General features: G+C 58.8%; 31 protein-coding genes and 1 pseudogene. 9 read left to right on the top strand and 23 right to left on the bottom strand.

Annotated features, from left to right (window positions below; translation table 11 throughout):
* Positions 1-134 precede the first annotated feature (134 nt).
* The 3 genes from BMH52_RS15805 to BMH52_RS15815 all read right to left on the bottom strand — a co-directional run bounded on the left by BMH52_RS15805 (position 135) and on the right by BMH52_RS15815 (position 4,327).
* A complete protein-coding gene (locus BMH52_RS15805) occupies positions 135-2,696 on the bottom strand; it encodes a TonB-dependent receptor (RefSeq protein WP_073844251.1) in 2,562 nt (853 codons plus the stop codon).
* Between the two features lie 126 nt (positions 2,697-2,822).
* Entirely contained in the window at positions 2,823-3,791 is a 969-nt protein-coding gene (locus BMH52_RS15810; RefSeq protein WP_072434337.1) for a FecR domain-containing protein, read from the bottom strand.
* Entirely contained in the window at positions 3,788-4,327 is a 540-nt protein-coding gene (locus BMH52_RS15815) for an RNA polymerase sigma factor (RefSeq protein ID WP_014717332.1), read from the bottom strand. Before BMH52_RS15815 ends, BMH52_RS15810 begins: the two co-directional genes overlap by 4 nt.
* A 168-nt stretch (positions 4,328-4,495) precedes the next feature.
* Between BMH52_RS15815 and BMH52_RS15820 the strand changes: the two genes are divergently transcribed.
* Positions 4,496-4,828: a YegP family protein gene (locus BMH52_RS15820; RefSeq protein ID WP_014717333.1), complete on the top strand. Its 333-nt coding sequence runs from the start codon at positions 4,496-4,498 to the stop codon at positions 4,826-4,828.
* A gap of 48 nt (positions 4,829-4,876) precedes the next feature.
* Here the strand turns inward: BMH52_RS15820 and BMH52_RS15825 are convergent, their stop codons facing one another.
* Both BMH52_RS15825 and BMH52_RS15830 read right to left on the bottom strand, forming a co-directional pair.
* Positions 4,877-5,755 (bottom strand): dihydrodipicolinate synthase family protein, encoded by an 879-nt coding sequence (locus BMH52_RS15825; protein ID WP_032903203.1) that lies wholly within the window; start codon positions 5,753-5,755, stop codon positions 4,877-4,879.
* A gap of 30 nt (positions 5,756-5,785) precedes the next feature.
* The gene (locus BMH52_RS15830) at positions 5,786-6,568 is read right to left on the bottom strand and encodes an aldolase (RefSeq protein WP_014717335.1); all 783 of its coding nucleotides are present in this window, start codon (positions 6,566-6,568) and stop codon (positions 5,786-5,788) included.
* A 160-nt stretch (positions 6,569-6,728) separates the two neighbouring features.
* Here BMH52_RS15830 and BMH52_RS15835 point away from each other — a divergent pair, with 160 nt between their 5' ends.
* Complete coding sequence (locus BMH52_RS15835) at positions 6,729-7,256, top strand: helix-turn-helix domain-containing protein (RefSeq protein WP_014717336.1); 528 nt, start codon at positions 6,729-6,731, stop codon at positions 7,254-7,256.
* Between the two features lie 122 nt (positions 7,257-7,378).
* On the opposite strand, the gene BMH52_RS15840 is transcribed toward BMH52_RS15835, so the two are convergent.
* Positions 7,379-8,395, bottom strand: a complete 1,017-nt coding sequence (locus BMH52_RS15840; RefSeq protein ID WP_014717337.1) for a DUF4917 family protein — start codon at positions 8,393-8,395, stop codon at positions 7,379-7,381.
* 123 nt (positions 8,396-8,518) lie between these two features.
* Here BMH52_RS15840 and yiaY point away from each other — a divergent pair, with 123 nt between their 5' ends.
* Positions 8,519-9,667 (top strand): L-threonine dehydrogenase, encoded by a 1,149-nt coding sequence (yiaY, locus tag BMH52_RS15845; protein ID WP_054917605.1) that lies wholly within the window; start codon positions 8,519-8,521, stop codon positions 9,665-9,667.
* Here the strand turns inward: yiaY and BMH52_RS15850 are convergent.
* Together BMH52_RS15850 and BMH52_RS15855 are read right to left on the bottom strand one after the other, a co-directional pair.
* The gene (locus BMH52_RS15850) at positions 9,634-10,818 is read right to left on the bottom strand and encodes an MFS transporter (RefSeq protein WP_072434341.1); all 1,185 of its coding nucleotides are present in this window, start codon (positions 10,816-10,818) and stop codon (positions 9,634-9,636) included. The genes yiaY and BMH52_RS15850 overlap by 34 nt on opposite strands.
* Positions 10,819-10,923: 105 nt before the next feature.
* A pseudogene (locus tag BMH52_RS15855) lies at positions 10,924-11,836 on the bottom strand (aminotransferase class I/II-fold pyridoxal phosphate-dependent enzyme).
* Between the two features lie 326 nt (positions 11,837-12,162).
* On the opposite strand from BMH52_RS15855, the gene BMH52_RS15860 reads away from it, so the two are divergent.
* A complete protein-coding gene (locus BMH52_RS15860; RefSeq protein WP_019818511.1) occupies positions 12,163-12,837 on the top strand; it encodes an NAD(P)H-binding protein in 675 nt (224 codons plus the stop codon).
* Here the strand turns inward: BMH52_RS15860 and BMH52_RS15865 are convergent.
* The gene (locus BMH52_RS15865; RefSeq protein WP_014717341.1) at positions 12,809-13,285 is read right to left on the bottom strand and encodes a DMT family transporter; all 477 of its coding nucleotides are present in this window, start codon (positions 13,283-13,285) and stop codon (positions 12,809-12,811) included. The two genes, BMH52_RS15860 and BMH52_RS15865, sit on opposite strands and share 29 nt — an antisense overlap.
* 68 nt (positions 13,286-13,353) lie before the next feature.
* Between BMH52_RS15865 and BMH52_RS15870 the strand changes: the two genes are divergently transcribed.
* The 5 genes from BMH52_RS15870 to BMH52_RS15890 all read left to right on the top strand — a co-directional run bounded on the left by BMH52_RS15870 (position 13,354) and on the right by BMH52_RS15890 (position 16,988).
* Positions 13,354-14,280 (top strand): LysR family transcriptional regulator, encoded by a 927-nt coding sequence (locus tag BMH52_RS15870; RefSeq protein ID WP_014717342.1) that lies wholly within the window; start codon positions 13,354-13,356, stop codon positions 14,278-14,280.
* Positions 14,281-14,295: 15 nt separating this feature from the next.
* Positions 14,296-14,712 (top strand): fosfomycin resistance glutathione transferase, encoded by a 417-nt coding sequence (gene fos, locus BMH52_RS15875; RefSeq protein ID WP_019818507.1) that lies wholly within the window; start codon positions 14,296-14,298, stop codon positions 14,710-14,712.
* 47 nt (positions 14,713-14,759) lie between these two features.
* Entirely contained in the window at positions 14,760-15,401 is a 642-nt protein-coding gene (locus BMH52_RS15880) for a LysE family translocator (protein ID WP_038449410.1), read from the top strand.
* Between the two features lie 119 nt (positions 15,402-15,520).
* On the top strand, positions 15,521-16,048 hold the full coding sequence (locus BMH52_RS15885; RefSeq protein ID WP_014717345.1) for a DUF4142 domain-containing protein: 528 nt from the start codon (positions 15,521-15,523) through the stop codon (positions 16,046-16,048).
* 157 nt (positions 16,049-16,205) lie between these two features.
* The gene (locus BMH52_RS15890; RefSeq protein ID WP_073844253.1) at positions 16,206-16,988 is read left to right on the top strand and encodes a GNAT family N-acetyltransferase; all 783 of its coding nucleotides are present in this window, start codon (positions 16,206-16,208) and stop codon (positions 16,986-16,988) included.
* On the opposite strand, the gene BMH52_RS15895 is transcribed toward BMH52_RS15890, so the two are convergent.
* From BMH52_RS15895 to BMH52_RS15955, 14 genes are all read right to left on the bottom strand, one after another.
* Complete coding sequence (locus tag BMH52_RS15895; RefSeq protein WP_014717347.1) at positions 16,989-17,489, bottom strand: methylated-DNA--[protein]-cysteine S-methyltransferase; 501 nt, start codon at positions 17,487-17,489, stop codon at positions 16,989-16,991. It abuts the gene before it with no gap.
* 99 nt (positions 17,490-17,588) lie between these two features.
* Positions 17,589-17,927 (bottom strand): hypothetical protein, encoded by a 339-nt coding sequence (locus BMH52_RS15900; protein WP_073844254.1) that lies wholly within the window; start codon positions 17,925-17,927, stop codon positions 17,589-17,591.
* 456 nt (positions 17,928-18,383) lie between these two features.
* A complete protein-coding gene (locus BMH52_RS15905) occupies positions 18,384-18,614 on the bottom strand; it encodes an AlpA family transcriptional regulator (RefSeq protein ID WP_054898737.1) in 231 nt (76 codons plus the stop codon).
* Positions 18,615-18,670: 56 nt separating this feature from the next.
* Positions 18,671-19,252 (bottom strand): hypothetical protein, encoded by a 582-nt coding sequence (locus tag BMH52_RS15910; RefSeq protein ID WP_073844256.1) that lies wholly within the window; start codon positions 19,250-19,252, stop codon positions 18,671-18,673.
* The gene (locus BMH52_RS15915; RefSeq protein WP_073844259.1) at positions 19,249-19,488 is read right to left on the bottom strand and encodes a hypothetical protein; all 240 of its coding nucleotides are present in this window, start codon (positions 19,486-19,488) and stop codon (positions 19,249-19,251) included. Before BMH52_RS15915 ends, BMH52_RS15910 begins: the two co-directional genes overlap by 4 nt.
* A gap of 160 nt (positions 19,489-19,648) precedes the next feature.
* Positions 19,649-20,011, bottom strand: coding sequence for a hypothetical protein (locus BMH52_RS15920; RefSeq protein ID WP_073844261.1), 363 nt, complete (start codon positions 20,009-20,011; stop codon positions 19,649-19,651).
* A complete protein-coding gene (locus BMH52_RS29290) occupies positions 20,004-20,180 on the bottom strand; it encodes a hypothetical protein (RefSeq protein ID WP_177345092.1) in 177 nt (58 codons plus the stop codon). The genes BMH52_RS15920 and BMH52_RS29290 overlap by 8 nt, the downstream gene beginning before the upstream one ends.
* Positions 20,177-20,602, bottom strand: coding sequence for a hypothetical protein (locus tag BMH52_RS15925; RefSeq protein ID WP_073844262.1), 426 nt, complete (start codon positions 20,600-20,602; stop codon positions 20,177-20,179). Before BMH52_RS15925 ends, BMH52_RS29290 begins: the two co-directional genes overlap by 4 nt.
* Positions 20,602-20,916: a hypothetical protein gene (locus BMH52_RS15930; protein ID WP_256575797.1), complete on the bottom strand. Its 315-nt coding sequence runs from the start codon at positions 20,914-20,916 to the stop codon at positions 20,602-20,604. Before BMH52_RS15930 ends, BMH52_RS15925 begins: the two co-directional genes overlap by 1 nt.
* Positions 20,917-20,983: 67 nt before the next feature.
* On the bottom strand, positions 20,984-21,799 hold the full coding sequence (locus tag BMH52_RS15935; protein WP_073844264.1) for a YfdQ family protein: 816 nt from the start codon (positions 21,797-21,799) through the stop codon (positions 20,984-20,986).
* A gap of 44 nt (positions 21,800-21,843) precedes the next feature.
* The gene (locus BMH52_RS15940; RefSeq protein WP_073844266.1) at positions 21,844-22,191 is read right to left on the bottom strand and encodes a hypothetical protein; all 348 of its coding nucleotides are present in this window, start codon (positions 22,189-22,191) and stop codon (positions 21,844-21,846) included.
* Positions 22,192-22,282: 91 nt separating this feature from the next.
* Entirely contained in the window at positions 22,283-22,744 is a 462-nt protein-coding gene (locus BMH52_RS15945) for a hypothetical protein (RefSeq protein WP_073844268.1), read from the bottom strand.
* A complete protein-coding gene (locus BMH52_RS15950) occupies positions 22,744-23,361 on the bottom strand; it encodes a YqaJ viral recombinase family protein (protein ID WP_073844270.1) in 618 nt (205 codons plus the stop codon). The genes BMH52_RS15945 and BMH52_RS15950 overlap by 1 nt, the downstream gene beginning before the upstream one ends.
* Entirely contained in the window at positions 23,361-24,125 is a 765-nt protein-coding gene (locus BMH52_RS15955) for an ERF family protein (protein ID WP_073844272.1), read from the bottom strand. Before BMH52_RS15955 ends, BMH52_RS15950 begins: the two co-directional genes overlap by 1 nt.
* Between the last annotated feature and the right edge of the window lie 6 nt (positions 24,126-24,131).

Consider the following 24,131-nt stretch of genomic DNA (forward strand, 5'->3'; position numbering starts at 1 on the left):
CTTGAAATCAAAAGCAGATCAAGATCAAGAGCGGCTCGCTTCGCATCGTGGTTACCGTCGACCGTTACAGCGTTGTGTAGATACTTTTGGCTATCGCAGGCAAGCCAGCTCCCACAGTTGGAATACGTGCGTGCTTAGAAGAAACGCGTCACGCTGATCTTCGCATCACGCCCTTTCGTGTACGCCCGGTCGCCGCTCAAGGCCGGGCGGAAGTTTTTGTTGAACAGGTTGTCTACCGTGAAGTTCACCTCGGTGCCTTTGAGGTACGCCTGCTGCGGTGTCCATTTGGCGAACAGGCCCTGGGTGTTGTAGCGCTTGTTGCCGTACTGGTCGTAGAACAGATCGCCGACGCTGGAGCCCGGGCCGCCCGAGTATTTGTCGCTGGGCAGGCGGTCGGTGGCGCCGATGAACTGGCCCATCCAGCCCACCTGGGCATCCCAGGCCGGGATGTGGGTACCCAGTACCAGCACCCATTTGGTCGGCGGGATGTCTCGTGCGGCTACGTCCGGGCCCCAAGGGTTGGTGTAGGCGCCTTGGTGCTGGCCCTTGGCATAGGCGAACGACACCGAGCCAAACAGGTAGGTGGAGTTGTAAATCGATTCGAGCTCAACGCCCTTGATGGTCAGGCTGCCGATATTGCGGTAGTTGGACATCGGCCCAGGCGGGCAAGCTGAAGCGATGCTGCCGCCATTGACAGCCTGGTTCTGGCAGCCCACGCCGGTGGCCTTGAAGATCTCGTCTTCGACCTTGTTGTGAAACAGGGTGGTGCGCAGTTGCAGGTTATCGTCCTGGGCGATCAGGTTGTCGAAGCTGGTGATGTTGCCCAGGGTGATCGAGGTGATGCGCTCCGGGTCCAGGTCGACGCTGGTGGCGGTGCGACTGCCCACGCCCTGCACTTCGTATTGTTCGTCGATCACCGGGGCGCGCCAGGTCTGGCTCCAGTTGGCGAACAGCCCCACGTTCGGCGTCACGGTCCAGAACAGCGCCAGGCGTGGCGACCAACCTGTGTAGGTGCGGTCGCTGTAGTCGTGACCCACTGCCGGGCTGGGGTTGTTGTAGTAGGGCGCATCGTTGCCTTCGCCGCGGTTGCGCACATGGTCATAGCGCAGCGACGGCGTGATCGTCACGTCGCCCAACGTCACCGCGTCCTGGATAAAGAAGCTGTTGGTATCAACTTTGCCGTGGGGCATGAAGCCTGGCTGGAAGTGCCCGTAGTTGTAGCGCGGCGTGTTGTAGGTGGCGCCGGGCATCCACATTTCGGTTTCGCGGGTGTGCTTGCGGATTTGCCCGCCAACCGTCACGGCATGCTGCAAGGGGCCGGTGTCAAACAGGCTGACGTTGCGGATGTCCAGGAGCTTGTCGGTGTAGGCGGTGTCCATCTTGCGCCCGCCGGTGGCCAACTGGAAAAACGCCGTGGCGTCACGCTCATCGGTCTGCTCGGTGTTGGACTGTGAGTACTTGACGGTCAAGTCCACCAGCGGGTTGTCCAGCGGCTGGTATTCATACTTGCCCGACCAGGTGGTGTCGACCGTGTCACGGTGGGCGAGGAAACGCTTCAACGCGCCTTCGTAGCCGTAGCGATCGATGTTGAACTGGGTTGGCGGCGTGGGGTAACTGGCGGCGGAAAACGGGGTCCAGCGGTTGCTGTGGGAGCGCGAGTATGACAGCCCGACACTGTGCTCATCGGTAAAGTGCGCGTTGACCTTGAACAGCTTGCCGTCCACATCCTGGGCGCTGTTGGGCAGGCGCTGAGGGTTGATCGGGTACTCATTGTTGTCGTTGGGCAACTTGGCGGCCACTTTCATATCGCCGCCGTCGCGTTGGGTCAGGTAGGCCAGCGCATCGAAACGGCCGTCGTCGGTACGGCCATACACGGCACTGCTGTAGACCTGCTCATGGTCGTTGCTGGAGTAGCCATATTTGAGCATCGCACCGCTGTTGCGGCCGTCCTTGAGCAGGTCCGGGGCGTCCTTGGTGACCATGTTGACCGTGCCGCCGAAGCCGCCATTACCGGTGAACGGCGAGTTGGGACCTTTTTCCACTTCGATGCGCTTGATCAGCTCGGGCTCGATAAACACTGTACCTTGCTGGTAACGCTCAAAGCCCGTCTTGGTGGCACCGTCAACGGTCAGCGGCACGTCTTCGGCATCGCCGAAACCGCGGATGTTGATGGTCTGGCCGCCGGGTTTCAGCGAGCCGCCCTGGCTGACACCGGGCAAGGTCTGCAACAGGCTGGGAATGTTATTGGACTGGTAACGGTCGATGTCGGCCTGGGTCAGGGTGGAGCGGTTGACGGTGCTGGCGTTCACCTCGTTGCCGGTGCCGATCACGCTCAAGGTGTCCAACTGGATTGCCCCACCGGTGGTGGTGGTTTTACGCTCATCGGGGCGCACCACGTAGGTACTGCCGACCTTGAGCAGGATGAGTTCACCGTTTTTGAGCAGGGAGCGGATGGCCACTTCCGGGGTGTAGTCACCGTTAAGCGCCGGGGCCTGCACATTCTTGAGCAGGGTTTCATCGAACAGCAGCTGGATTTTCGCCTGCTGGGCCACCTGGCTCAGGGACGTGGCCAGCGACTGGGCAGGCAGGTGCAGCTTTAATGACTCGGCTTCGGCGCTGAGGCTCAAGGCCAGGCACATAGCCATGAGTGTCGGTCGAAGAAACAGGTGCGAAGCGTGACAAGGCGCGCGAAACATGAAATCCCCCGGAGCGGCTAAATAGCCAAAAAGGTGTGCGTATCAAACACGGACAGGAGGAAGACGGGGCAGGCAAAAAAAACCACACATGCGAATGCAAAATATTCTCATGTGTGGTGTTGCCGCCTATTTGCTTGGCTCGATTCTCATAATGCCGTCCGCCGAGAGTACGGTTTTCACCGGCAACAGCGCGGGCAAGGCATTGAGCAGGGCGTCCGGGTCATTCACATCCAGGTTGCCCGAAACCTTGAGTTGCGCCACGGCCTTGCTCACCTGCAACGACGCCTGTGGACGGTACAGGCTCAGTTCGTCGATCAGGCTGGCCAGCTCGCGATTGCGAAACGACAAGTGCCCGCTGCGCCAATCGGCGACCTCTTCGGCGCTGAGGCTTTGCGGTTGCACGATGCCTTTGGCGTAGTTGTATGAGGCCCGTTGCTGGGCGCCGAGCAGGGTGACGGGGCTTTTGCCATTGGGCGCGAAAGCGACCTGGCCATGGGCAACGCTGACCACCAATTGCTGCTGCCCTCGGCGCACATCGAAAGCAGTGCCCACCACCCGTACGCTCGACTCGCCGGCTTGCACGTAGAGGGGGCGTTCCTTGTCGGCGGCCACTTCGAGGTACAGCTGACCTTTGTCCAGGTGCAGCACCCGTAGATGGGCGCTGAAGTCCACGCGGATATGGGTGTTGGCATTCACATACAAGGTACTGCCATCCGGCAGATTCAACGTGCGCATGCCCTTGGCCTGGGTGGCAACCTGGCTGTGATACAGCTCGCGCGGTGCGCCGATAGAGGTCGCCAACACGGCGCACACCAAGGCAGCGGCCACCGCCAGGGCAGGGCGCCACAAGGCGGGCTTGCGCTTGGGCAGTGCCAGCGGTTTGTTCAGTTGTTGCAACTGGGCGAGGTCGGCCCATAACTGTTCGAATTCGGCATAGGCGCGCGCATGGTCGGGCACCGCCTGCCAGGCGGCAAAGGCTTTACGGTCGGCGCGGCTTACTTCGTTGCGGTTGCGTGCAAACCAACTGGCGGCCTGGGCATCGATGGAATCGCTCGCTTGGCTGTCCAGCGCGTTTGTGTCGCTCGGGCGGTTCATTCTGGCTGCTCCGTGCCGGTGTCGGGTTGAAGGCGTCGCTTGCAGTGCAGCAGGGCAAAGGCGATGTGCTTTTCCACCATGCTGGTGGAGATGCCCATGCGCGTTGCGATCTGCGCCTGGCTCAAGCCTTCGAAGCGGTGCAGCATAAGGGCTTCTCGCCGGCGGGGCGAGAGTTCGGCGAGGACTTCTTTCAACTGTTCCAGGCGTTGCAGGCGAAGGGCGGCGGCCATAGGGTCGTTGTGCTCGTCGGTGACCGGCTCGGCATCCATTTCGGCGTGATCAGGGTGGACGGTTTGCCGTACCTTCTGTTTACGCCAGTGATCGCGGAGCAGGTTGCGTGCCATCTGGAACAGAAACGCCCGTGGCTGCTCGACCTTGGCCCGGTCGCGGTAGCCCAGCCATTGGGTAAACACATCCTGGGCCATGTCTGCCGCATCGCTGGCGTTGTCCGTGCGTTTGCGCAGGAAATACAGAATGTCTGCATAAAACCCGCGACAGGCATCGGCCGCCGACGGGTCGGGCTGGGGACGAGACATGGATACCCTTCTTGACGAAGTACGACGTGGAAAAGTCGCGAATGATATCGAGAATTATTGTCATTTGTCTCCAGCTAAATAGATCTCCCGTGTTTGGCTGGAAAAAATTGGGGCATGGCCTTTAATCCTACAAGTTTGGGAGCGATATCCCACTCAAAGGAGAAAGTCATGGCTGGATGGTATGAGTTGAGTAAAAGCAGTAACGGGCAGTTTCGTTTCGTGCTTAAGGCGGCGAACGCAGAAACCATATTGACCAGCGAGCTTTACACCACCCGCGGTGCTACTGAAGCCGGCATTGCTTCAGTGCAGGCAAACAGCCCACATGATGAACGTTATGAGAAAAAAGTGGCCAGCAACGGCCAACCGTTCTTCAACCTCAAGGCGGCCAATCATCAAGTGATCGGCAGCAGTGAGCAGTACACCTCTACAGCCGCACGAGACAATGGCATTGCCAGCGTCAAGACCAATGGTTCCAGTGTCACTATCAAGGACAAGACCTGACGGTTGTGCAAGAAGGCCTACGCCCGGCTCGCGAGAGCCGGGCGTTTTTTATACCGATGACAGCAACGCTTTGAGCTGTCCGATCCCTGCTTCGCCCAACGGGAACACCGGCAAGCGCGGATGACCCACCTCCAACCCGGTCAAGCGCAACCCGGCCTTGATCGTCGCCGGCAGCCCGCCTTTGAGGATGAATTGCAGCAAGGGCAACTGTCGGTAGAACAGCTCCCGCGCCTTGTTCAAATCATCGGCCAGTACGGCCTGATACAAGCTCAGGTTCAGTTGCGGGATCAGGTTCGGCGCCGCGGTGCACCAGCCTTTGGCGCCAGCCGCGAAGGCTTCCAGCGCCAGCGGGTTGCAGCCGTTGTAGAACGGCACGTCACTTTGCAGTTGCAACTGGTGCATGCGCTGGATGTCGCCAGTGCTCTCCTTGACCATCGTCACGTTCTCGACCTGCTTGAGGATGCGCAGGATCAGCTCCACCGACATGTCGGTGCCGCTGGTGGCCGGGTTGTTGTAGAGCATGATCGGCACGCCGATGCTGTCGCCGATGGCGGCGTAGTGAGCGAGGATTTCCGCGTCACTGAGTTTCCAGTACGAGGCCGGCAGCACCATGACCACATCGGCGCCGTGCTCTTCGGCATAGCGGGCGCGGCGTACGGCTTTGGCGGTGGTCAGGTCGGACACGCTGACAATGGTCGGCACGCGCTTGGCGACTTTCTTGATGCTGTAGGCGCTGACTTCATCCCACTCGGCATCGCTCAGGTAAGCGCCTTCGCCCGTGCTGCCCAAGGGCGCAATGGCGTGGACGCCGCTGTTGATCAAGCGGTCGATGGAGTGCCCGAGGGCGTCGAGGTCAACGCGTTGGCCGTCGGCACTGAAGGGGGTGATGGTGTAGCCGATGATGCCGTGAATGGTTGGGTTGGACATGGGAAAAACTCCGGTCGAAAAGGGGGACAATCAGTTCAGGCAGTCGGCGTGCTTGCGCAGGTTTTGCCGGGCGTAGTAGTTGAACGCGGCGCCGTGGCGTTTGGGCTTGGAGATCCAGTCATGGGCCTCGCGCCCCAGCTCCGGCAGGATCGGTTTGACGCTGCCCGCAGACATCGCCAGCAACTGCAACTTGGCAGCCCGTTCGATCAGTTGCGCAATCACGCAGGCTTCTTCGATGTTGGCCCCGGTGGACAACTGCCCGTGGTGCGAGAGCAGGATGGCGCGCTTGTCGCCCAGGGCCGTGGTGATGATTTCCCCTTCTTCGTTGCCCACCGGCACGCCGGGCCAGGCCTCCAGGAACGCGCAATCTTCGTACAGCGGGCAAAGGTCCATGTGCGACACCTGCAACGGCACTTCCAGCATCGACAGCGCGGCAATGTGCGTAGGGTGCGTGTGGATGATGCAGTTTACATCCGGGCGGCCGCGGTACACCCAGGTGTGAAAACGGTTGGCGGGGTTGGGAATGCCATGGCCTTCCAGTACTTCGAGGTCTTCGTTGACCAGCAGCAGGTTGCTGGCGGTAATTTCATCAAAGCCCAGGCCCAGTTGCTGGGTGTAGTAGGTGCCGGGCGTCGGCCCACGTGCGGTGATCTGCCCGGCCAGGCCGGAGTCGTGGCCGTACTCGAACAGGATTCGGCAGGTCAGCGCCAGCTTTTGCCGGTCGGTCCACGTATTATCTGCCAGGCTGTTTTGCATCTGGCTCAGTGCTTGCTTGACCAGTTGGTCTTTTGGGAGTGCTAATGTCTTGGCCATATCGGTGTCCTTTGGATGGTTCAATGGACGTCGGATTTGCTGGTCGCCCGCTGCTCGCAAGGTCGTTGGGTGAGTGCAAATGACACTAAAGATGCTATATGACACTTTGTGTCATTGGCAAGCCTGTCTCATCGCTTTCTGCATGGATTAACCGCAGCAAATGTCTATCCGCTTGAAAATATTAAGAAAAAAACTTGGCGTAACCCTGGAGGCCCTGGCCGAAAAATCCGGGATGACCAAGAGTTACCTGTCGAAAGTCGAGCGCGGGCTCAATACGCCCTCCATCGCCGCGGCATTGAAACTGGCCAAGGCTCTGAACGTGAAGGTCGAAGAGCTGTTCAGCGAAGACAACGTCAGCCTCGACAGCTACAGCCTGGTGCGCAGCCATGAGCGGCCCGACACCTCGCCGGGTTATGCGGTGCTTGCCCACCAAGTCAGCGAGCGCAGCCTGCTGCCGTTCATCATTTATCCGCCGGCGGAGTTCACCGACAAGACCTTCAAGGAGCACTTGGGAGAGGAGTTTTTATTCGTGCATGAAGGCCAGGTTGAGGTGGATTTCATGAGTGAGCGCGTGCTGTTGGCGCGCGGCGATGCGCTGCATTTCAACGCGCAGAAACCCCACCGGATTCGCTCGGTGGGAGAGGTGCAGGCGCAGTTGCTAGTGGTGGTGCACAGCGCTGAGGAATGAGGCTGATCCCGACTTGAAATGCAGTCAATGTGGGAGCTGGCTTGCCTGCGATAGCGGTTTATCGGTGCCCGATCTGTGGCTGACCCACCGCCATCGCAGGCAAGCCAGCTCCCACATTTTGCTCAGCGTTCCACAGGGACGGACAATGCCGGATTACCCAGTGGGTGCGTACGCGCTGTAAAGAACCTCAGTTCCACAGCAGAGCCCTCGAACAACTCCAGATACCGCCGCTTCTGCTGGCGAATAAACCCATCGCTGCGCCCCGACACCGAGATCGCCAGGGTGTTGATGCTGGCCTGGCCGATAGCATCCACCAGGTGTTTATCCTGCGGCCCCAAGTCATGGCCGAAGATGCACAGCGCGCCTTCATGGCTCAACAGCTGTTCATAACAGAACGACAGATAATCCGAACTGCGGATACTTTTGAGTTTCTCCTCCACCTTGCCTTCACTGACAAACAGCGGCACATCGTCGAGGGTCTTGATCGTGTTGTTGATGGCAAAACTGCTGAGCAGGGTGCTGTCGGTGGACGGCAATTTGCGCGCCGTGCCGTCGAGGTTGCGCACCAGGTGCAGGCCGCCGTGCAGGTACAGGATGCGGGTGGCGTCGGTGTGCGTATTGCGCAGGTCGAAGCTTGAGTCGGCGCTGCGAAACAGGTCGTCAATGCCCGGTGCGTGCAGGGTCGCCCAATAGTTGAGCAAGTCGTAGTTACTGGTGAAGACGGTGGCGTAGGTGGTCAGCTCCGCGTTGATCGTCGTCAGCGTCGACGGCTGCACCAGGCGCCAGGGAATGTGCACGGTATGAATGGTGTTGATCAGCGCTTCCTTGATCGCGTAGTAACGGTTACGCGGCGCCGCCGAGCTGACCGCCAGGGCCTTGTTGACCCGGCTGGTGGTTTTCAAGGCGCCCAGCGCTTGCTCGAAACTGCGGGTCTGCAAGGCGTCGAACACGCTGAGTTCGGAGGCGCTCAGGGGTTTTTCTTCGACGGTACGGGCGTTTTCGAACAGCGAGTCGTAGGCAAAGTCTTCCCAAATCGTACGGCTGGCGCCGTTACCGATCAGTATCCCGCTGAAGTCGACGGCAGCGCGCAGGGCACTCCAGTCTTCAAGGTGGGCGTCAATATCCTGGAAATCCTTCATTGCGGCGGGTCTACTCGAAATCGGCTGGGGGGTGACTTTATCACGAGCCGGCATTGATCCTGATCAAGATGCGCCACGCGGTACAGGTTGATTCTGTCGGCATAAAGCCTTTGAGGATTGATCATGAGCAGCACGTTCTTCATCCCCGCCGTCAACATCATGGGTATCGATTGCCTCGACGAAGCGATGACCGCCATCCGCAACTACGGCTTTGACAAGGCGTTGATTGTGACCGACGTGGGCCTGGCCAAAGCCGGTGTGGCCGGCATGATCGCCGAGAAGCTGGCGATGCAGGATATCGACTCGGTGATCTACGACGGCGCCAAGCCCAACCCCAGCGTGGAAAACGTCGAAAAAGGCCTGGCGTTGCTGCAACAGAGCGCCTGCGATTTCGTCGTGTCCCTGGGTGGCGGTTCGCCCCATGACTGCGCCAAGGGCATTGCCCTGTGCGCCACCAACGGCGGGCGCATCGGCGACTATGAAGGCGTCGACCGATCGAGCAAGCCGCAACTGCCGCTGGTGGCCATCAATACCACCGCTGGCACGGCCAGCGAGATGACGCGTTTTTGCATCATCACTGACGAAAGCCGCCACGTAAAAATGGCCATCGTTGATCGCAATGTCACGCCGTTGCTGTCGGTCAACGACCCGGCGCTGATGGTCGGCATGCCCCAGGGCCTCACTGCCGCCACGGGCATGGATGCGCTGACCCACGCCATCGAAGCCTATGTGTCCACCGCCGCGACACCGATCACCGACGCCTGCGCGATCAAGGCCATCGAGTTGATCAGCGCCAACCTGCGCCTGGCGGTCCGCGACGGCACTGACAAGGCCGCACGGGAAAACATGGCCTATGCGCAGTTTCTCGCCGGCATGGCCTTCAACAATGCGTCCCTGGGTTTCGTGCATGCCATGGCTCACCAATTGGGCGGCTTGTACGACCTGCCCCACGGCGTGTGCAACGCCGTGCTATTGCCCCATGTACAAAGCTTCAACGCCAGCGTCTGCGCCAAACGCCTGAGCGACGTGGGCCGCGCCCTTGGTGCGGATATCAAGGGCATCACCGCCGAGGAGGGCGCCCAGGCTGCCATCGCGGCGATTCGTCGGTTGTCCCAGGACGTGGAAATCCCTGCGGGCTTGCGTGAGCTTGGCGCTAAGTTGCAGGACATTCCATTGCTGGCCAGCAATGCGTTGAAAGATGCCTGCGGGCTGACCAACCCACGGCGGGCTGACCAGCGTCAGATTGAGGAGATCTTTCGTAGCGCGTTTTGATCCGAGCTGCAGCGGGCAAGGCATATGCATGTGCCGCCCGCCAACGCCACACACAACACCGCCAGCGGCCACGCCTGCTGGCTCACCAATAGGCTTGCCGCACCGCCGATCATGGCTGCCATCAACTGATGCACAAAACCGCCGAGGGCCATGGCGTAGGAGCCGCTGATGGGGGCCTCATCATTGGCGAGAGATAAACTGATAGGGTAACTGATCGACTGCCCCAGCACCGCCACGCAATAGGGCAACCACAGCAGCACCGCGAGCCCACTGGCAAGCACGCTGCCTAGCAACATGGTCGCCGTACCGAGCAGTACCAATGCAACGCCTGCACGCATCATTCTCAAGCGACCTGTGCGTGCAACGAAGCGATTGACCATTAACGCACCTGCCAGGTAAGCCCCACTGATCGGCCAACCCAGCCAGCCGTATTCCATTGCGCTCCACTGAAAACCTCCCTGAAAAATCAACGGTGCGCAGGTATTGAATGCAATGATCACCCCATAGCCCAAACCGCCGGCCAGTGCGGCGTGCAGAAAGGGAGGATGTCGCGCAATCGCGTTGTAAACACGCCAAGCGCGGACCGGGGAGCCAGCTTTTGCTTGCGTCGCAAATACCACCCGCTGCAACACCCCTATCAAAGCGACAGCCCCGATTGCCAACGTATAGAAAATTGCCTTCCAGCCAAACGCCATTTGCAATAACGAACCCGCGAATTGGCCAATACCCAAGGCGACCACGAAGGTCATCCCCAGCCACGATAGTCCTTTGGCCAACTGTGCACCGCTGAAGTTGTCGCGCACTAATACCCGTGCCATGACGGACATCCCACCAGCCCCCAAGCCTTGAAGCAGGCGTAAGGCTAGAAATGACTCAACATTGAACGCTGATGGGATCGTCGCACTCGCCAGGGCATACACCGCCAAGGCTGCAAGTAACACCGGTTTTCTGCCAAGTCGCTCAGCCAGACTACCCCACAGCAGCATTGGCAAGGCCATGCCCACCAGATACACCGCTAGAGCCAGAGCAACATGCTTTTCGACGGCTAAAGCTTGCGCGATTGCTGGGACTGCGGGCAGATAGCTGCTGATACCGGCTTGAGCGAGGAAGGCAGCACTACAGGCGAGGAGGAGAGCGATATTGCTTTTCAATAAAAATCGTCCTATATCCTAAGTAAGGAAGAAACTGCTAGTTCGGCATCGTTTATACAGTTTTTAATCCGTTTCAGTAATCGTGGCCATTAATGAACGTCCCCATTAGGTAGCTTCTGACTGGGAGTGCAAGCTGGTGCTGGTTTTTGAGGCCGTGGTTAGTTGGGTTAGCTGTGCGCAAAACGACTCTATCGTTGTAGGGGACATATCTGCTCGGAGCGTTATGCGTACGGCTGATTTTCCTTTTGGCACTACCGGAAAAAATACAGCAGATGTAAAAAAGCCAATGTCCGAAAGTCGGGTGGCGAGCTCATTCGCTTTTTCAGCTTCTCCACAGTTAATTAAGCGTATGGCAGTCTGGGTGCCGTGCTGCTCTGTATATATTAATTTGTCAAATAGTTGAATGTTAAATTGAAGTTTTTCTTGAAGCTCGTATAGCTCTTCAGTCTGGTGTATTTTTAGCGACGCCAGCCCAGCGCCAATAGCCGCTGAGTTCAGACTTTGCGACCAGTTGCTCGGGCCACCATAACGGTACATCAGACTTTTTTGTCGTTCGCTGCCAAACATGATCAACCCGCCGCTAGCACCGAAAGACTTTCCTAAGGACGCGACTATTAATGTCTGATCGTCTTGCGCATGCATAAATGGCCGGATGTAACCACGTCCTCCCTCTCCGAATGCCGACAGCGCATGCGAGTCGTCCATATAGAGAAATAGCCCATAACGAGCTTTTAAGTAAAGTAAACCGTCAACGTCCGCAACGCCGCAGGGTTTTGGCCTCCCTTATTCCCTGCATCGCACCTTCTATTATGGCCGGGTGGTGATCGAGCCCAAGATATGAGGTTGTGCAGAAGTGATGGAAGTCGCGCCCATATTGATCTGTCAGGTAATTATTACTTTTGACGGTGACATTGAGCTCGCATATTCGCCCGCTCTTTGCCGAGTGCCAGTCCGTTTCGGCCAATGCTATGAGTTTTTTGTAATTTGAGAATTTGTGTGTGAGTGATGAGTTTTCCATTTCTCTAGCGTCCTTTGGGGGGGCTGGAAAACACTATCGGGAAAATTTTGATTCGATAAGTCAGACGATTCCCAGGCACGATAGTCCGGATGGAGTATTTCGTGTAGGTCCATTCCTGCTTTTAGGATGGCACAGTAATGTCATTCGATAGCTGCCTACAATGTCCTGGTGTGTCAATGGACCTGAAGGGGGGTGATATCATGCGATTTAATGGGGTTGTGCGTCAGTAAATTAGGTAAGGTGCCGGCGTGCAGGGCGGATGTGCCGGTAGCCTTCAAGAGGCTCGTCTATCGACTCGCCAAGTCAGTGGGATGAAGGAATATTTGATGAGAGTTCTGTTATTCGGCGCCACCGGCATGGTGGGCCAGGGTGTGCTGCGCGAGTGCCTGCTGGCGGCCGATGTGCAGGAAGTGGTAGCCGTCGGCCGCACGCCCCTGACTCAGGAGCACGGCAAGCTGCATCAGGTATTGCACAACGACATGCTGGATTTCCAACCCCTGGAAAACCTGCTGCAGGGTTTTGATGCCTGTTTCTTTTGCCTCGGCGTTTCGTCGGCGGGCATGAAGGAGGCGCGCTACACCCACCTCACCTATGACCTGACCCTGGTGGCGGCCAGCACCCTGGCGCGGCTCAATCCGCAGATGACCTTTATCTATGTGTCCGGCGCCGGCACGGACAGTTCCGAAGCCGGCAAGTCGATGTGGGCGCGGGTCAAGGGCAAGACCGAAAATGCCTTGCTGCGCTTGCCGTTCAAGGCGGTGTATCTGTTCCGCCCGGGGATCATCCAGCCGTTGCACGGTGTGCGTTCGAAGACGCCGTTGTACCAATCCTTCTATAGCGTGCTCGGGCCGGTGCTTTCGTTTGTGCGGCGATTGAAACCGGATTGGGTGGTGAGCACCGAGACCGTCGGCCGTGCGATGTTGCAGGCGGCCAGCCAGGGCGCGCCGCAGCCCGTGGTGGAGCAGGCGCAGATCAATCGCCTTGCGGCTGAGCGCCGCTGAACTGAATCAGCGCAACGCCGCTGATCAGCAGTAGCGCGCCCAACACCCGGGAGGTTGTCAACTGACGTTCCACCAAGCCGAACAGGCCGAAATGGTCCAGCAGCAATGACGCGAGAACCTGCCCGGCCATGGCCAGCGCAATGAAGCCCGATGCGCCGAGCTTGGGCAGCAGCATCAACGCCAATGAAATAAAACACACGCCAAAGGCACCGCCGGCCCACATCCACAACGGTGCCTTGCTGATAAAGGCCAGGCTCGGCAGGGGTAAACGCAGCGCCACAATCACCGGCAGCAGCACGATGATGCTCACCAGTAACGAAGCCAGGGTGGCCCACAAGGGATGGCCGAGGCCGCGCCCGAGGTTGGCGTTGATCGCACTCTGAAACGGCACCACCGCGCCGGCGAACACCGCCAGCGCTAACAAACCTACCCAATGCAACACAGTCATCTCGGCGCTCCCAAAGGTTTTGCTGGACTCTAGGGTATTCGTCGCGCAAATTTAAATTCCGAATTATTATGCCGAGCATGCAGCTGATGAATGATCTGCGTCGCATCGACCTGAACCTGCTGGTGATCCTCGACGCTTTGCTCAGCGAGCAACACGTCACCCGCGCCGCCGAGCGCCTGCACCTGAGCCAGCCGGCGGTCAGCCATGCGTTGGCGCGGCTGCGCGATATGCTGGGCGACCCGCTGCTGATGCGTCAGGGCGGCACATTGGTGCCAACCGCCCGCGCCATGGAATTGGCGGCGCCATTGACCGAAGCCCTGGCCCAGGTGCAGGCCTTACTGGCGCCGAATCGTTTTGACCCCACTTCTGCCAAGCGCCGCTTTCGTGTGGCGATGTCGGACTACAGCGCGGCGATATTCCTGCCCGGCCTGGTTCGCCTCCTACGCCATGAAGCGCCCGGTATCGACTTGCAGGTCATCCAGGCTAGCCGCGAAGGCATGGTTGAGGGTGTACTCAATGGCGATCTCGACCTGGCTGCGGGCGTATTCCCCGACATGCCCGCCGAAATGCGGACTACGCCGCTGTTCGAGGAGCATTACACCTGCCTGGTCGACCGCGATAGCCTGGCGCCCGCCGGGGTGCTGGACCTGCCGGCCTATCTATCGCGCCCCCATGTACTGTTGGAGATGCGCGGCAGCGGCACGCCGGAAATCGAACGGGCGCTGACGGCCATTCGTGAACGCCGCCATGTAGCCATAAGCCTGCCGCACTGGGGTGTGGCGCCTCAGTTGATCCAGGGTACGGACCTGATTCTGACGGTGTCGTCCCGGGGTTTGATAAATATTGACGCTCGGCAATTGCTGGCCGTGCCTCCGCCGTTTCATATTCCGTCGTTTGCCTTTGAGCTGGCCTGGCATACGCGGCGGGGTGGGGATGTGGGGTTGCAGTGGTTGATTGGCAGGGTGGTGGGTGTATTGTCCGCAGACCCACGATAACGCGAGAACACCTAGATGCTCAGCGGTTTCAACCACCTGACCCTGGCCGTCACCGATGTGCCGCGCAGCGTCAGTTTCTATCACGATCTGCTGCGCCTGCAGCTCGACGCAACCTGGGACAACGGTGCCTACCTCTCACTGCCTGGGCTTTGGCTGTGCCTGTCGCTGGACCCGTTGCGCTCGACTGCTCCGGCGGTGGATTACACCCACTATGCCTTCACTGTCGATGCTGCTGATTTCACTCCCTTGGTCGAACACCTGCGTGCTGCCGGGGTACAGGAATGGCGAGACAACCGCAGCGAAGGCGCATCGTTTTATTTTCTCGATCCCGACGGCCATAAGCTGGAGGTTCATGTCGGCGATCTGGCCTCGCGGCTGCAAGCCTGTCGCGCCCAGCCCTATGCTGGAATGAAGTTTTACCCACCGCGCTGAAACATGCAGAATCAATCACCTTTTAGCGTCTGTCGGAGCGTCTATCCATGACCCCATCCTTGCTGCTCGCCGTGCTGGCTTCGGGTTTTATCTACGGCATTACCCCAGGCCCCGGTGTCCTGGCCGTATTCGGCATCGGTGCGGCTCGTGGCCGGCGTGCCGGGGCAGGATTCTTGTGCGGTCATTTGCTCGGCGATGTGGTGTGGTGCAGCACGGCGCTGATAGCCATCGTCGGTGCGCGGGAAGTCGGCAGCAGTGCGTTTGACGTACTCGGTGTACTCAGTGGAATGTATTTGTTCTGGCTCGGCTGGCGTGCGATCCGCACCCAGCGGCGCAATAGCGATGCCCCTCAGGGCGCGGCGCGCCATCCGTTCTGGCACGGTATTGTGTTTGGCTTGACCAACCCCAAGGCCTACCCGGTCGCCGTGGCGACGTTCACCGCGTTACTGTCCAGCCGAGCCGAGTTGTTGACTTGGTCGATGTTGCCGACGTTGATTCTGCTGAGCTTTATCGGTGGCTTGCTGGCCTACGCGATCCTGATCGGCGTGGTGGGTGCCCAACGGGTGCGCACGCTGTATCAACGCCATGAAATCCTGATCACCAAGCTCTGCGGCGTGATGTTTATCGGCTTCGCCCTCAATGCCCTGGCGCACGCATTGCCGGGCCTGTTCGGCAGCAAAGCGGCCTGAGGCGACGACGACCGTTCGTCGCACCGGTAAGTTTTTTCTAAACCTTTACCGCCGTGAAAATTCGAATTCAGGGCGGGTTGTATGCTCCCGCGCCTATTTTTGCCCTGGAGGAACCCATCATGAGCCGCATGGCTACCCGGTTACGCACCGCCAGTTTCGCGATGCTGCTGGGCCTCGGCGCCAGCAGTGCTTTCGCCCAGTCGCCTGCAGAATTCATCGAGCAGGCTTCGGCCAAAGGCATGGCCGATATCGAAACCAGTCGCATGGCCCACGCCAAGACCTCGTCCCAGGAAATCAAGGACTACACCATTGAGGTCATCAACGAGCGCACGCTGGCCAACCAGCACTTGGCGGCGATCGCCAAGAAGCTTGATTTGCCAGTGGCCCCACGGGAGAAGATCGTTGATAAGGCCGAAACCCTGATGCCTGAACTCAAGGACGGCGATTCGTTTGACGCTGCCTATACCGCGCAGCAGGTCAAGGAGAACGAAGACGCCATCGCCCTGTTCAAGAAAGAAGGCGCTGCGTCGGATGTGCCAGAGATAAAGGCACTGGTGGATGAGACGCTACCCAAGCTTGAAGAGCGCCTGCAAAAAGCCAGGGCCCTGGCCTCGACCTACGGTAAGGGCCATCAAGGCGACGGTTGAGGCGACTACTGGAAATGAAAAAACGGCGGTTGGAGAGGATCCAACCGCCGTTTTCATATCAACAGGACTGTGGGTTTTTCTGCCGTGCTTTTAGGAGCGAGCCTACGGTATCTCAAGGCGGCGAGCGCAAGACTGGGTTTTTACCTGGATAACCCCTATGACCGCATATGCCACCTGCGACCTGCGCACACTTTATCACCTGACCGAAGATCACTATTTTTCTGCCACCTGCGGCCTGCATCGCCGTTATAGCGCGGCTATCAACGCTTATTTCGTTGACGTATGTTCTGGCCTGTATGACTTGTTATTTATTCGCGTGGGCAGCGCTCCATTGGGCGAAGCTTTTGCTGACCCGTTGGGCTTGATCCATGGTACCGTCCTTGCAATACGCATTGTGGTTCATGAGGAAAAGGTCGCTGAGCTACGCGAGGCGCTCTGCGCAATCGGTTTCCAGCCTGCCGAACAGACAACCGCGATGGTTCTCGAGCTGTCGCGTTTTATTCCAAGGATGAGCGAGGGGACTCTACAGATCTGCCTGACGCGGGATTTGAACGAATGGGTGGGTCCAGTTGGCAGCGCATATTCGATGCTTCCCGAGGTCGTTGTGAACTATCAGGAACGGCACCAGAGGGCGCTTGATGCGGGTGAGGCCCTTTACCACTTCACCCTGTCCGCCGAGGGGCGGGTGAGCTGTTCGTTGACGTTGTCACTGTGTGAAGGCGAGGCCCGTCTGAATGATGTCGGCACGCTCAAGGGCTTTCGTGGAAGAGGCTATGCCACTTGCCTGATTCAAGCTGCCCTGCTTCACGCCTCAAGCCTGGGGGCTCACCGATGTTTTCTCGAGGCCTCGGCGGAGGCCATCTCGCTGTATCAACAGTTGGGCTTTGCACGTTTGTTCGAGTATCAGGCTTTCACTCGCGGAGCGCTCGCTGACCGGTAATCAAAAAGCCATTTTTGCCTGGCTGCGATCCTCAAGCGTCAGTAGATACTGCTTGGCCTCAAGCCCTCCGGCAAACCCGGTCAGCCCGCCCGAAGCCCCCACCACTCGGTGGCATGGCGCAATGATCGAGATCGGGTTGCGCCCATTCGCGGCCCCGACTGCGCGCACGGCTTTGGGGTTGCCGATCTGCTCGGCGATCTGGCTGTAGCTGCGGGTTTCGCCGAAGGGAATGGTCAGCAGTGCCTGCCAGACCTGCTTCTGGAAGTCAGTGCCGGCGAAATCCAGCTCCAGTTCGAACTGGTTACGCGTTCCGGCAAAGTATTCCTTCAATTGGCGTTCGGTTTCTCGCAGCACCGGGCTGTCGTTGGCCTCAATCAATTCACCCAGGCGTACGCGATTGGCGCGTTCTACTTCCCAGAGGATGGCGCTGAGTTTGCCATCGCGCGCCACCAGGGTGAGTTCACCGACAGGGGAAGGCATGAGCTTGTACTGGTAGGTCATGAGCTGTTTCCTTGAAGGGCGTTGAGGGGGGACGACGCCACTGTAGTTCCACCAAGGGGTTAGGGAACTACGTTTCTTGCGGTCAAATTCTTCGCCCCATTAGAAATTCCAGTAAACCCAGTTGGAATAATAGGGGTACCAGTAGAGCCAGGCGATAATGTAAAGGGCCTTGAGTACTGACGCGGTACCTAACATGAACATAGAAATGACGTTGAGCAGGGTGACAAACAAAGCGAACACAGCCACGCGTGGGGTTGCGTGACGCCAGGCAAACCTCACGCCATACGCTGACGCGGCAATCACTCCTAACTCCAGCAAAAATCTAAGGGGGAAGGGGAAGGGCAGCCGTACAAACGAGATCAGCAGCGGCAAAACCAACACCCAGCCGACTACTTGGCGCAGGATGATGTTGGGTGTGGTTTTTTGGGTGTCCAGCATTGCCATATTCCGAACTTTGGGCCGATGAGCCTACATTATCGCGCGGTGTTGCCGGCCTAGCCGTAAGACTTTGCTTCGGCGTACCTACCGCTGCTGCTGCAATACATGGAGCGCTGCGGATGCCAGAAAAGAAATCCCGAGCAGCTTTTTTTCCTGTGGATGATTCAACACAAGGTGCTTCACACCCTCAGGCTCGACTGCCGAGCAGCAGATGAGCGCTGGAGAATAAATTTTAGACATAAAAAAACCGGTCACCAAGGACCGGTTTTTTGTGCATCCTGCGTCAGAACCTTCCTGACGCCAGCGCAAATCTGAGTGGAGCGGGTAGAGGACTTGTGATCGGCCACGGATTACGTGGTCTGCAAGCGGTTTGATGGTTTCACCATACAAGCGCCCATACAGAACGCTTGGGGCTGCAGCGGATTGCCAAGCCCCGTAGCGATGAAGTGCCGGCGCTTATTCGTCGGCGTTGGCTTGTTGGTTTCGGGCGGCTTTCTTGCCCTCGATCCACTTTTCGACCTCGACTGGGTCGAAGCGGCACCGGGCGCCCCGTGCGTCACTGCTTTTGATCGGCGCCGGGAACGTCTTGTCACGAACCCGCAGCTTGTTCAGGCCCGACACGCTTTGCATACCCAGCATCTTGAGGACTTCTTTGTTGCCCACCAGGGCGGTGTGTTGTTGTTCCATGGGAATACCTCGCCACGCCGTTGCCGGGTGGAGTGAATGAATTGGTTGAGGGGGGGTTATTTGACGTTCAGGCGGGTTACTTCGTCGATCTTGTCCCAAAGCTCAATGCCGCCGTGCAGCAGACCTTTCTCGTAGTCGGTCATACGCTCATATTCTTCCTCGTCGGCGCGCGGTCGAGCAGGAAGCACCACGGCTACCGGCGCGGGCTGCTCGGCGTTCGCTGGGTTCGGCGAGTAGCGTAGGGCTGACTTGTATGCTGCATCGAGTGCTTCATCCAGATCGCCGCCAGCCTTCTTTACCTCGTTGAAGGCGATGATCATTTTCACCCGGACGTCGTAGCAGCGCTCCACCGGCATGCACGCCACCTGCTCGCCCTGGGGCTGGGCGGCTGGCACACGATACGCAGTAGGGTGCGGGTAAAGTGGCTCCGAATCGTTAGTTCGCTTTCCCCTTGTGAATACTGCTTTTTGATCCTGATCGAAGCGCATCCACGCCGCAGGGGTAGGGACTGGGGCAGGCGCATCAAGAAGGTCGCGCAGATGTAGCGCTTTGATTACTTGGCCTTTCTGCATTAGCGCGGCCCATGATGCCTCCAGCAGCTCACGCGGCACGCCGTCAATCTTTTGGTTGGTGGTCATGGCTTGGCTACCTTTTCTGGCACTGATGCTTCTGCCTCGGTGCGGAACTTGATCAGTGCGTCATCGCCATGGCGACCTTCCGTCCAAGTGATGCGTTTACTGCAATAGCACCCGGTCTGCTGCGACAGGTCGAAGTTTTGGCGAAATCCCATGTCGATGCCGGTCATGCCATGCTGGCGTGCAAGGGCGACTACAGCCTGGGCAAACGCGATGTCGTGGTCAGTAATTGCTGTCATAAATACCTCATCAAATCAGTTGTGCCAGTGCCAGCAGGCACCAGCAGTAGGCGGGGAGTTGGGCGCGCATCAGTCACCCCACGCAGCAATTGCCATCAGCAAGACGAATCCGACGATAACGCCCATGCCAAAACCGGCGAACATTGAGAAGCCATCGATTTCAATCATTGCCACCACCCTCTACTGGCTTGAGTGCGGCCTTGAATTCCTTGGCGGCGGTCAACTTCCGGGCAAAGTCGAGCAGATCCTCTGACCAATCCAGGCCCACACCGTCGTCGAAAGCGAACAACATGCCCGCCAGCGCGACCTCCAGCACATCCGCCCGCTTTTGCAGCAACAGGACATCTTCAACCGCTATTGCCGACACCCGTGCGTTGTGGTCCGCCCGCTCATCCGCTGCGGTCAGCAGGGCTTGCAGGGCATCACGCTCTGCGGTTACACGGTCGAGATGCACAGCCTCAACCATGTCAATCTTCTTGTTCGGTCCGTGTATGAACACGGAAATACGCTTAACCTCACTCATGATTCTTCTCCCGTGCGCGCAGCTCGGCCATTTCCGCCTGCCGGGCCTTGCTGCATTTGTCGTGGTTGCCGTGGGCGCGTGAGCGCTGGCATTGATCGCAGATTGTTTGCAGATCCAGCGGGCGCATCGGCGCGCCGCGTATCTTGGTGGTGCGGCGTAGGGCGATCATGACGGTAAGGCCTTGATAGCCAGCTTGCCGAGTGCCCGAACAAGGCGTTTAGCGTTGCCGAACTCTTGACGGGCGTCCTTTCTGGCGAGAATCAATCCCCAGGCCGCAAGGCAATGCGGGCAAGCACCCTCGGATTCTTCATCCCAGCCGGTTAGCTGGTCCGTGATTTCCTCCTGGTCTAGGCGGCGCTCAGAGCAGTAATCGCTCACGGTTGCGGTGAGGGCTTGATGCAGGTGATGGTTTACGCGGCTCTTATCCCAAAGAGGCGACTTTTCGTCGTACACCTTGTAAGCCTCGATGGTGATCGGGCACTGCTCAAGGGTGGCCACGATGGATTTCTTGATTCTGGTCAGCTCGGCGGCTGCTGATTCGTAGCGGATGAGCGCTGTTACCGCTCGTTCGCTGAGTGCTGGTCTGCTCATCACGCCCCCTTCAACATATCAATAACGATCTTGACGCCGCTGGCCCTGCTGGAAGGCTGCGCGGCTGCGTACCGGGTCAGGTCTGCTATGGCCTTGGTCCGCGTCGGCTCGCGCCGGATGGACGCGCCCAGGGCCTGCACGAAGTCGGTGGCCCAGCGCTTGCCCTCCAGCTCCATGACTCGGTTGATAGGGCCGGTGATTACCAGATCGGGCAGCGGCTCGTTGGCCAGGACGCGCGGGAGAATCGCCGGCTTGCGCTTGAGTGCTGGCGTGCCGAACGTTTCTACAAGGTTCTTGAATGTGGTTGCGGTCATGGGCACTTTCCTCTGGACAAGAGAAAGGCGCCCGTAGGCGCCTGGTGGTGTTGCGGGATGGGTTGCGTTACTTCGGATCGAAGGCACCCAGGGACAGCGCGGCGGATTCGCCAATTTTGGCTTGAAGCACAGACTTGAATTCCTGGGCGATGTCTTCGCGCTGGACCTCTTCGCCAACCCAGCGCAGTTTCAGCACCGGCAACGAGCCGCTGGTGATGACGGACAGTCGCAGGGTGATCTGTTGTTCAGTCAGACCTTCGTACGGGATGGTGCGGAATTGCAGGGCTACCGGAAGAGTTTCTTTACTGCGCGCCTCAATCTGGTCCATGGCGCTACGGCTGGCGCTGGTATCACCCACGGTGGTTTCCGACTCGCTCGACGCCTTGATGGTGATCGTGCGCACGGCTGCTATGGCCTTGGCAACCGGGATTGGGTCGCCCGCTTCGTCTACCGGGGTTAGGTACTGGTGCCAGTCTTCGATCCAGTCGCTCAAATCCTTCTGGCTGATACCGCGCCCGCCGATGCTTTGGGCAGCGGTGTAGCCGGCGGTTGGTTTCAACTTTAGGACGGCACGGTCATCGGCGTGGCCGGGTGCTTCGGCGGTGCCCAGGTTGAACAGCAAGGTGCAGCTCATTGCGTCCTGGTCGATGAAGCCGCGTGCGCCAGGCGCGGCGCGCTCAACTACGTAGGTGCCGAAGTCAGCCAGGGAATGGGTGCTGTAGGTGCCACGAAAACGGCTTCGACCTGCCTGGAACTTCTCCAGGTCGATGACCGTCGCGCTATCGGGCACCACAACGGTAGGAACAAGTGTGTTCAGCGTTTTACCGGTTGCAGCCAGCGCGTTATCGGTAATGAGCTGAATTGCTTCTTTGGTAAGTGACATCGGTTATTTCCTTGGATTGCGGAAGGGAGGTGGAGCGGGGTGAATCAAGTGCGTTTGGGGATTGGTGCGTCGTCACGGCTGAAAAGCTGGTCATGCTTTTCCGCGAAGAGGGTCACGCGGCCGCCGGTGCCCACATGCATGGGAGTGTCGAGACTGGTGTTTTCGCTACGGGTACCGCGCTTGGTCGGCACCTTGTAGTCAAGCTTGTGCTTGATCTTCACCTGGTGCGATTCGCCGATCTGGCTGAAATCCAGGGTGATGACCACCTTCCCGGCCTTGCCGTGGTCAACAACCCCCGCGGCTACTTCGGAAAGGGCGTGGCCGATTTGGCTGGCGAAGGCGCCGCCGTTGAGTTCTTCCAGGAACTCGGCTGTATCGGTTGCTGTGGACATGGTTTTTTCTCCGATTGAGGATTTATGCCGCTGGCAGGTAATGCCAGCCATGTTTCGCGCTTGCGTTGCTGGGGGCGGGACTTCATGCGGTTCATGCGACTTTCTGTTGGCTCCACACGCCGACGGCGTTGAACACGCGGGCGGCCTGCTGTTCGGTCAAGGACACATCTGTTGGAATCGCGATCCAGCCCGAGGCCACAACGTGGTTGGGGTTGCACTCGGCAATCAGGTCTTTGTAGGTGGATTCGATAACGTCGGTCAGATGCTCGGCCAGGTACTGACCCTGGGGCGCAACTTCCACTGATTTGCTGTACTGGCCGCCAGCGCCTGCATCGCACATGACGCTTAGGTAGATGGTCCAGCGGTGGGGGATGTCGCAAACCGCGTCAGCGATGCGCTGGCCGGGCGGAATGCTCTTGCAGTTCATCCAATTAATCAGGCCCTGGCGGCCGCTTGGGTCGATGTTGACCACCGCCACATGGTTGGTGGCCAACAGCGAGCGACACGACCGGGCAATGCGAGCCTTGAGGTTGTGCGGCTTGCGCTTGCTCATCACGCAGCAATCCCAAGGACTTGGTTCATCCGCTCATCAAGGATTTCGTAGAAGGTTTTAACCCGCTCCGAAAGCTTGCGGATCATTGCTTCATCCCGGTAAGCGCGCTTGATGAACAGCGGCATACCGGGCCAATAGCAAACAAAGTCGATCCACTCGCGCTCCGATAACCAAAGTCCGCCTTGGCACTGGGCTACGTGTTCCTTTGGAATTTCGCCGGAGAGGATCACTTCAACCTGGAATTTAGGAAGCTTGGTTTTGATTTCCGTAAGGCCCTTGTCCCCAACCAGCGAGTCAGGGGAATAGCCGGCGCCGTGGTTCAGGATGATAGCCACCTGGCTGGTTTGGACTTCTTTGCGCTGTTCGTACAGCTTGCGACCGACACCTTCCCACTCATGGCCGCGCTCGGTATGTCGGTTTCCCTGGAATGGGTCGGCGGCCTCGCCTGTGATGCGCTCGCCGATAAGCGTGTTCATGTAGGTGAAAGCACCGACACCGAAACCCGCCTCGCCTTTGCCGTTGGTTAGCAGGCAATCCAGCTCGCTGCAGGTGACTATCCCTAGGCGAAGGGCCAGCCATTCCGGTGAACCCTGTTCAACTTCTGTGATGATTTGCATCAGTCGTTCCCCTCGGGTTGGGTTGTGTTTAGCGCGGCGGATTTGGTGAGCATGGCAAGCACCTGATCAAAAGCAGCTTTCTCAACATCAGCCGGTGTGCCGTTAAATGCCGCGAATGTCGTTTTGGCTTTGTCGCTGCATTTGTCCAGAAGAGCCTGTAACTGCCTGGCCTGAATGTCAGTGACTAGCTTGGGTGCTGGCTCGGTGCCCTGGGCGTCGTCGTCTTCGCCGGTAGTGGTGAAGTTGAGCAACGCGCCGGCGGTGTAGCGCTTGCCGTAGCTGACAGAGCTGGCTACTGACTGAACGGCGTTCTTACTACCGGTGGCATCGACGGGCAGCAGGATCGAGGTGGTTTCGCGGTGCCCGTCACGGTGGCTAAGCACGCCTTCCACCTCAACACCGCCAGGGTTTCGAGGGATTCGAAACGACAAGGCAAAGCCGTATTTCGCCAGTACCGGTTTCAACTCTTCGTTGATGTCCTCCCACAGTGCGTAGGTGGACTGAACGTTCTTGAATTTGTCGCGGATGGCGCCGCGCTCGCGGATGACGGGAAGCTTTTTCTGCATTTCGGCCATGGCGGCGTCAAATGCCTGTTTCGCCAGACGGTCCTGATGCTGTTGGTGCATCAGCATCAGGCGCTCCATCTTGTCGATATCGGCGGCCGGGTTGGTGGCCACCTGTTGAATGATCGCCATGATGGTGGCGGATTCGGTTTGGACGGCCGGGGCGCGCACGGCCTTATCAATCACTGCTGGATTGCTCATGATGAC

It is taken from the genome of Pseudomonas sp. BTN1 (assembly GCF_001907715.1).
In the GTDB taxonomy this organism is placed as follows: Bacteria; Pseudomonadota; Gammaproteobacteria; order Pseudomonadales; family Pseudomonadaceae; genus Aquipseudomonas; species Aquipseudomonas paracarnis.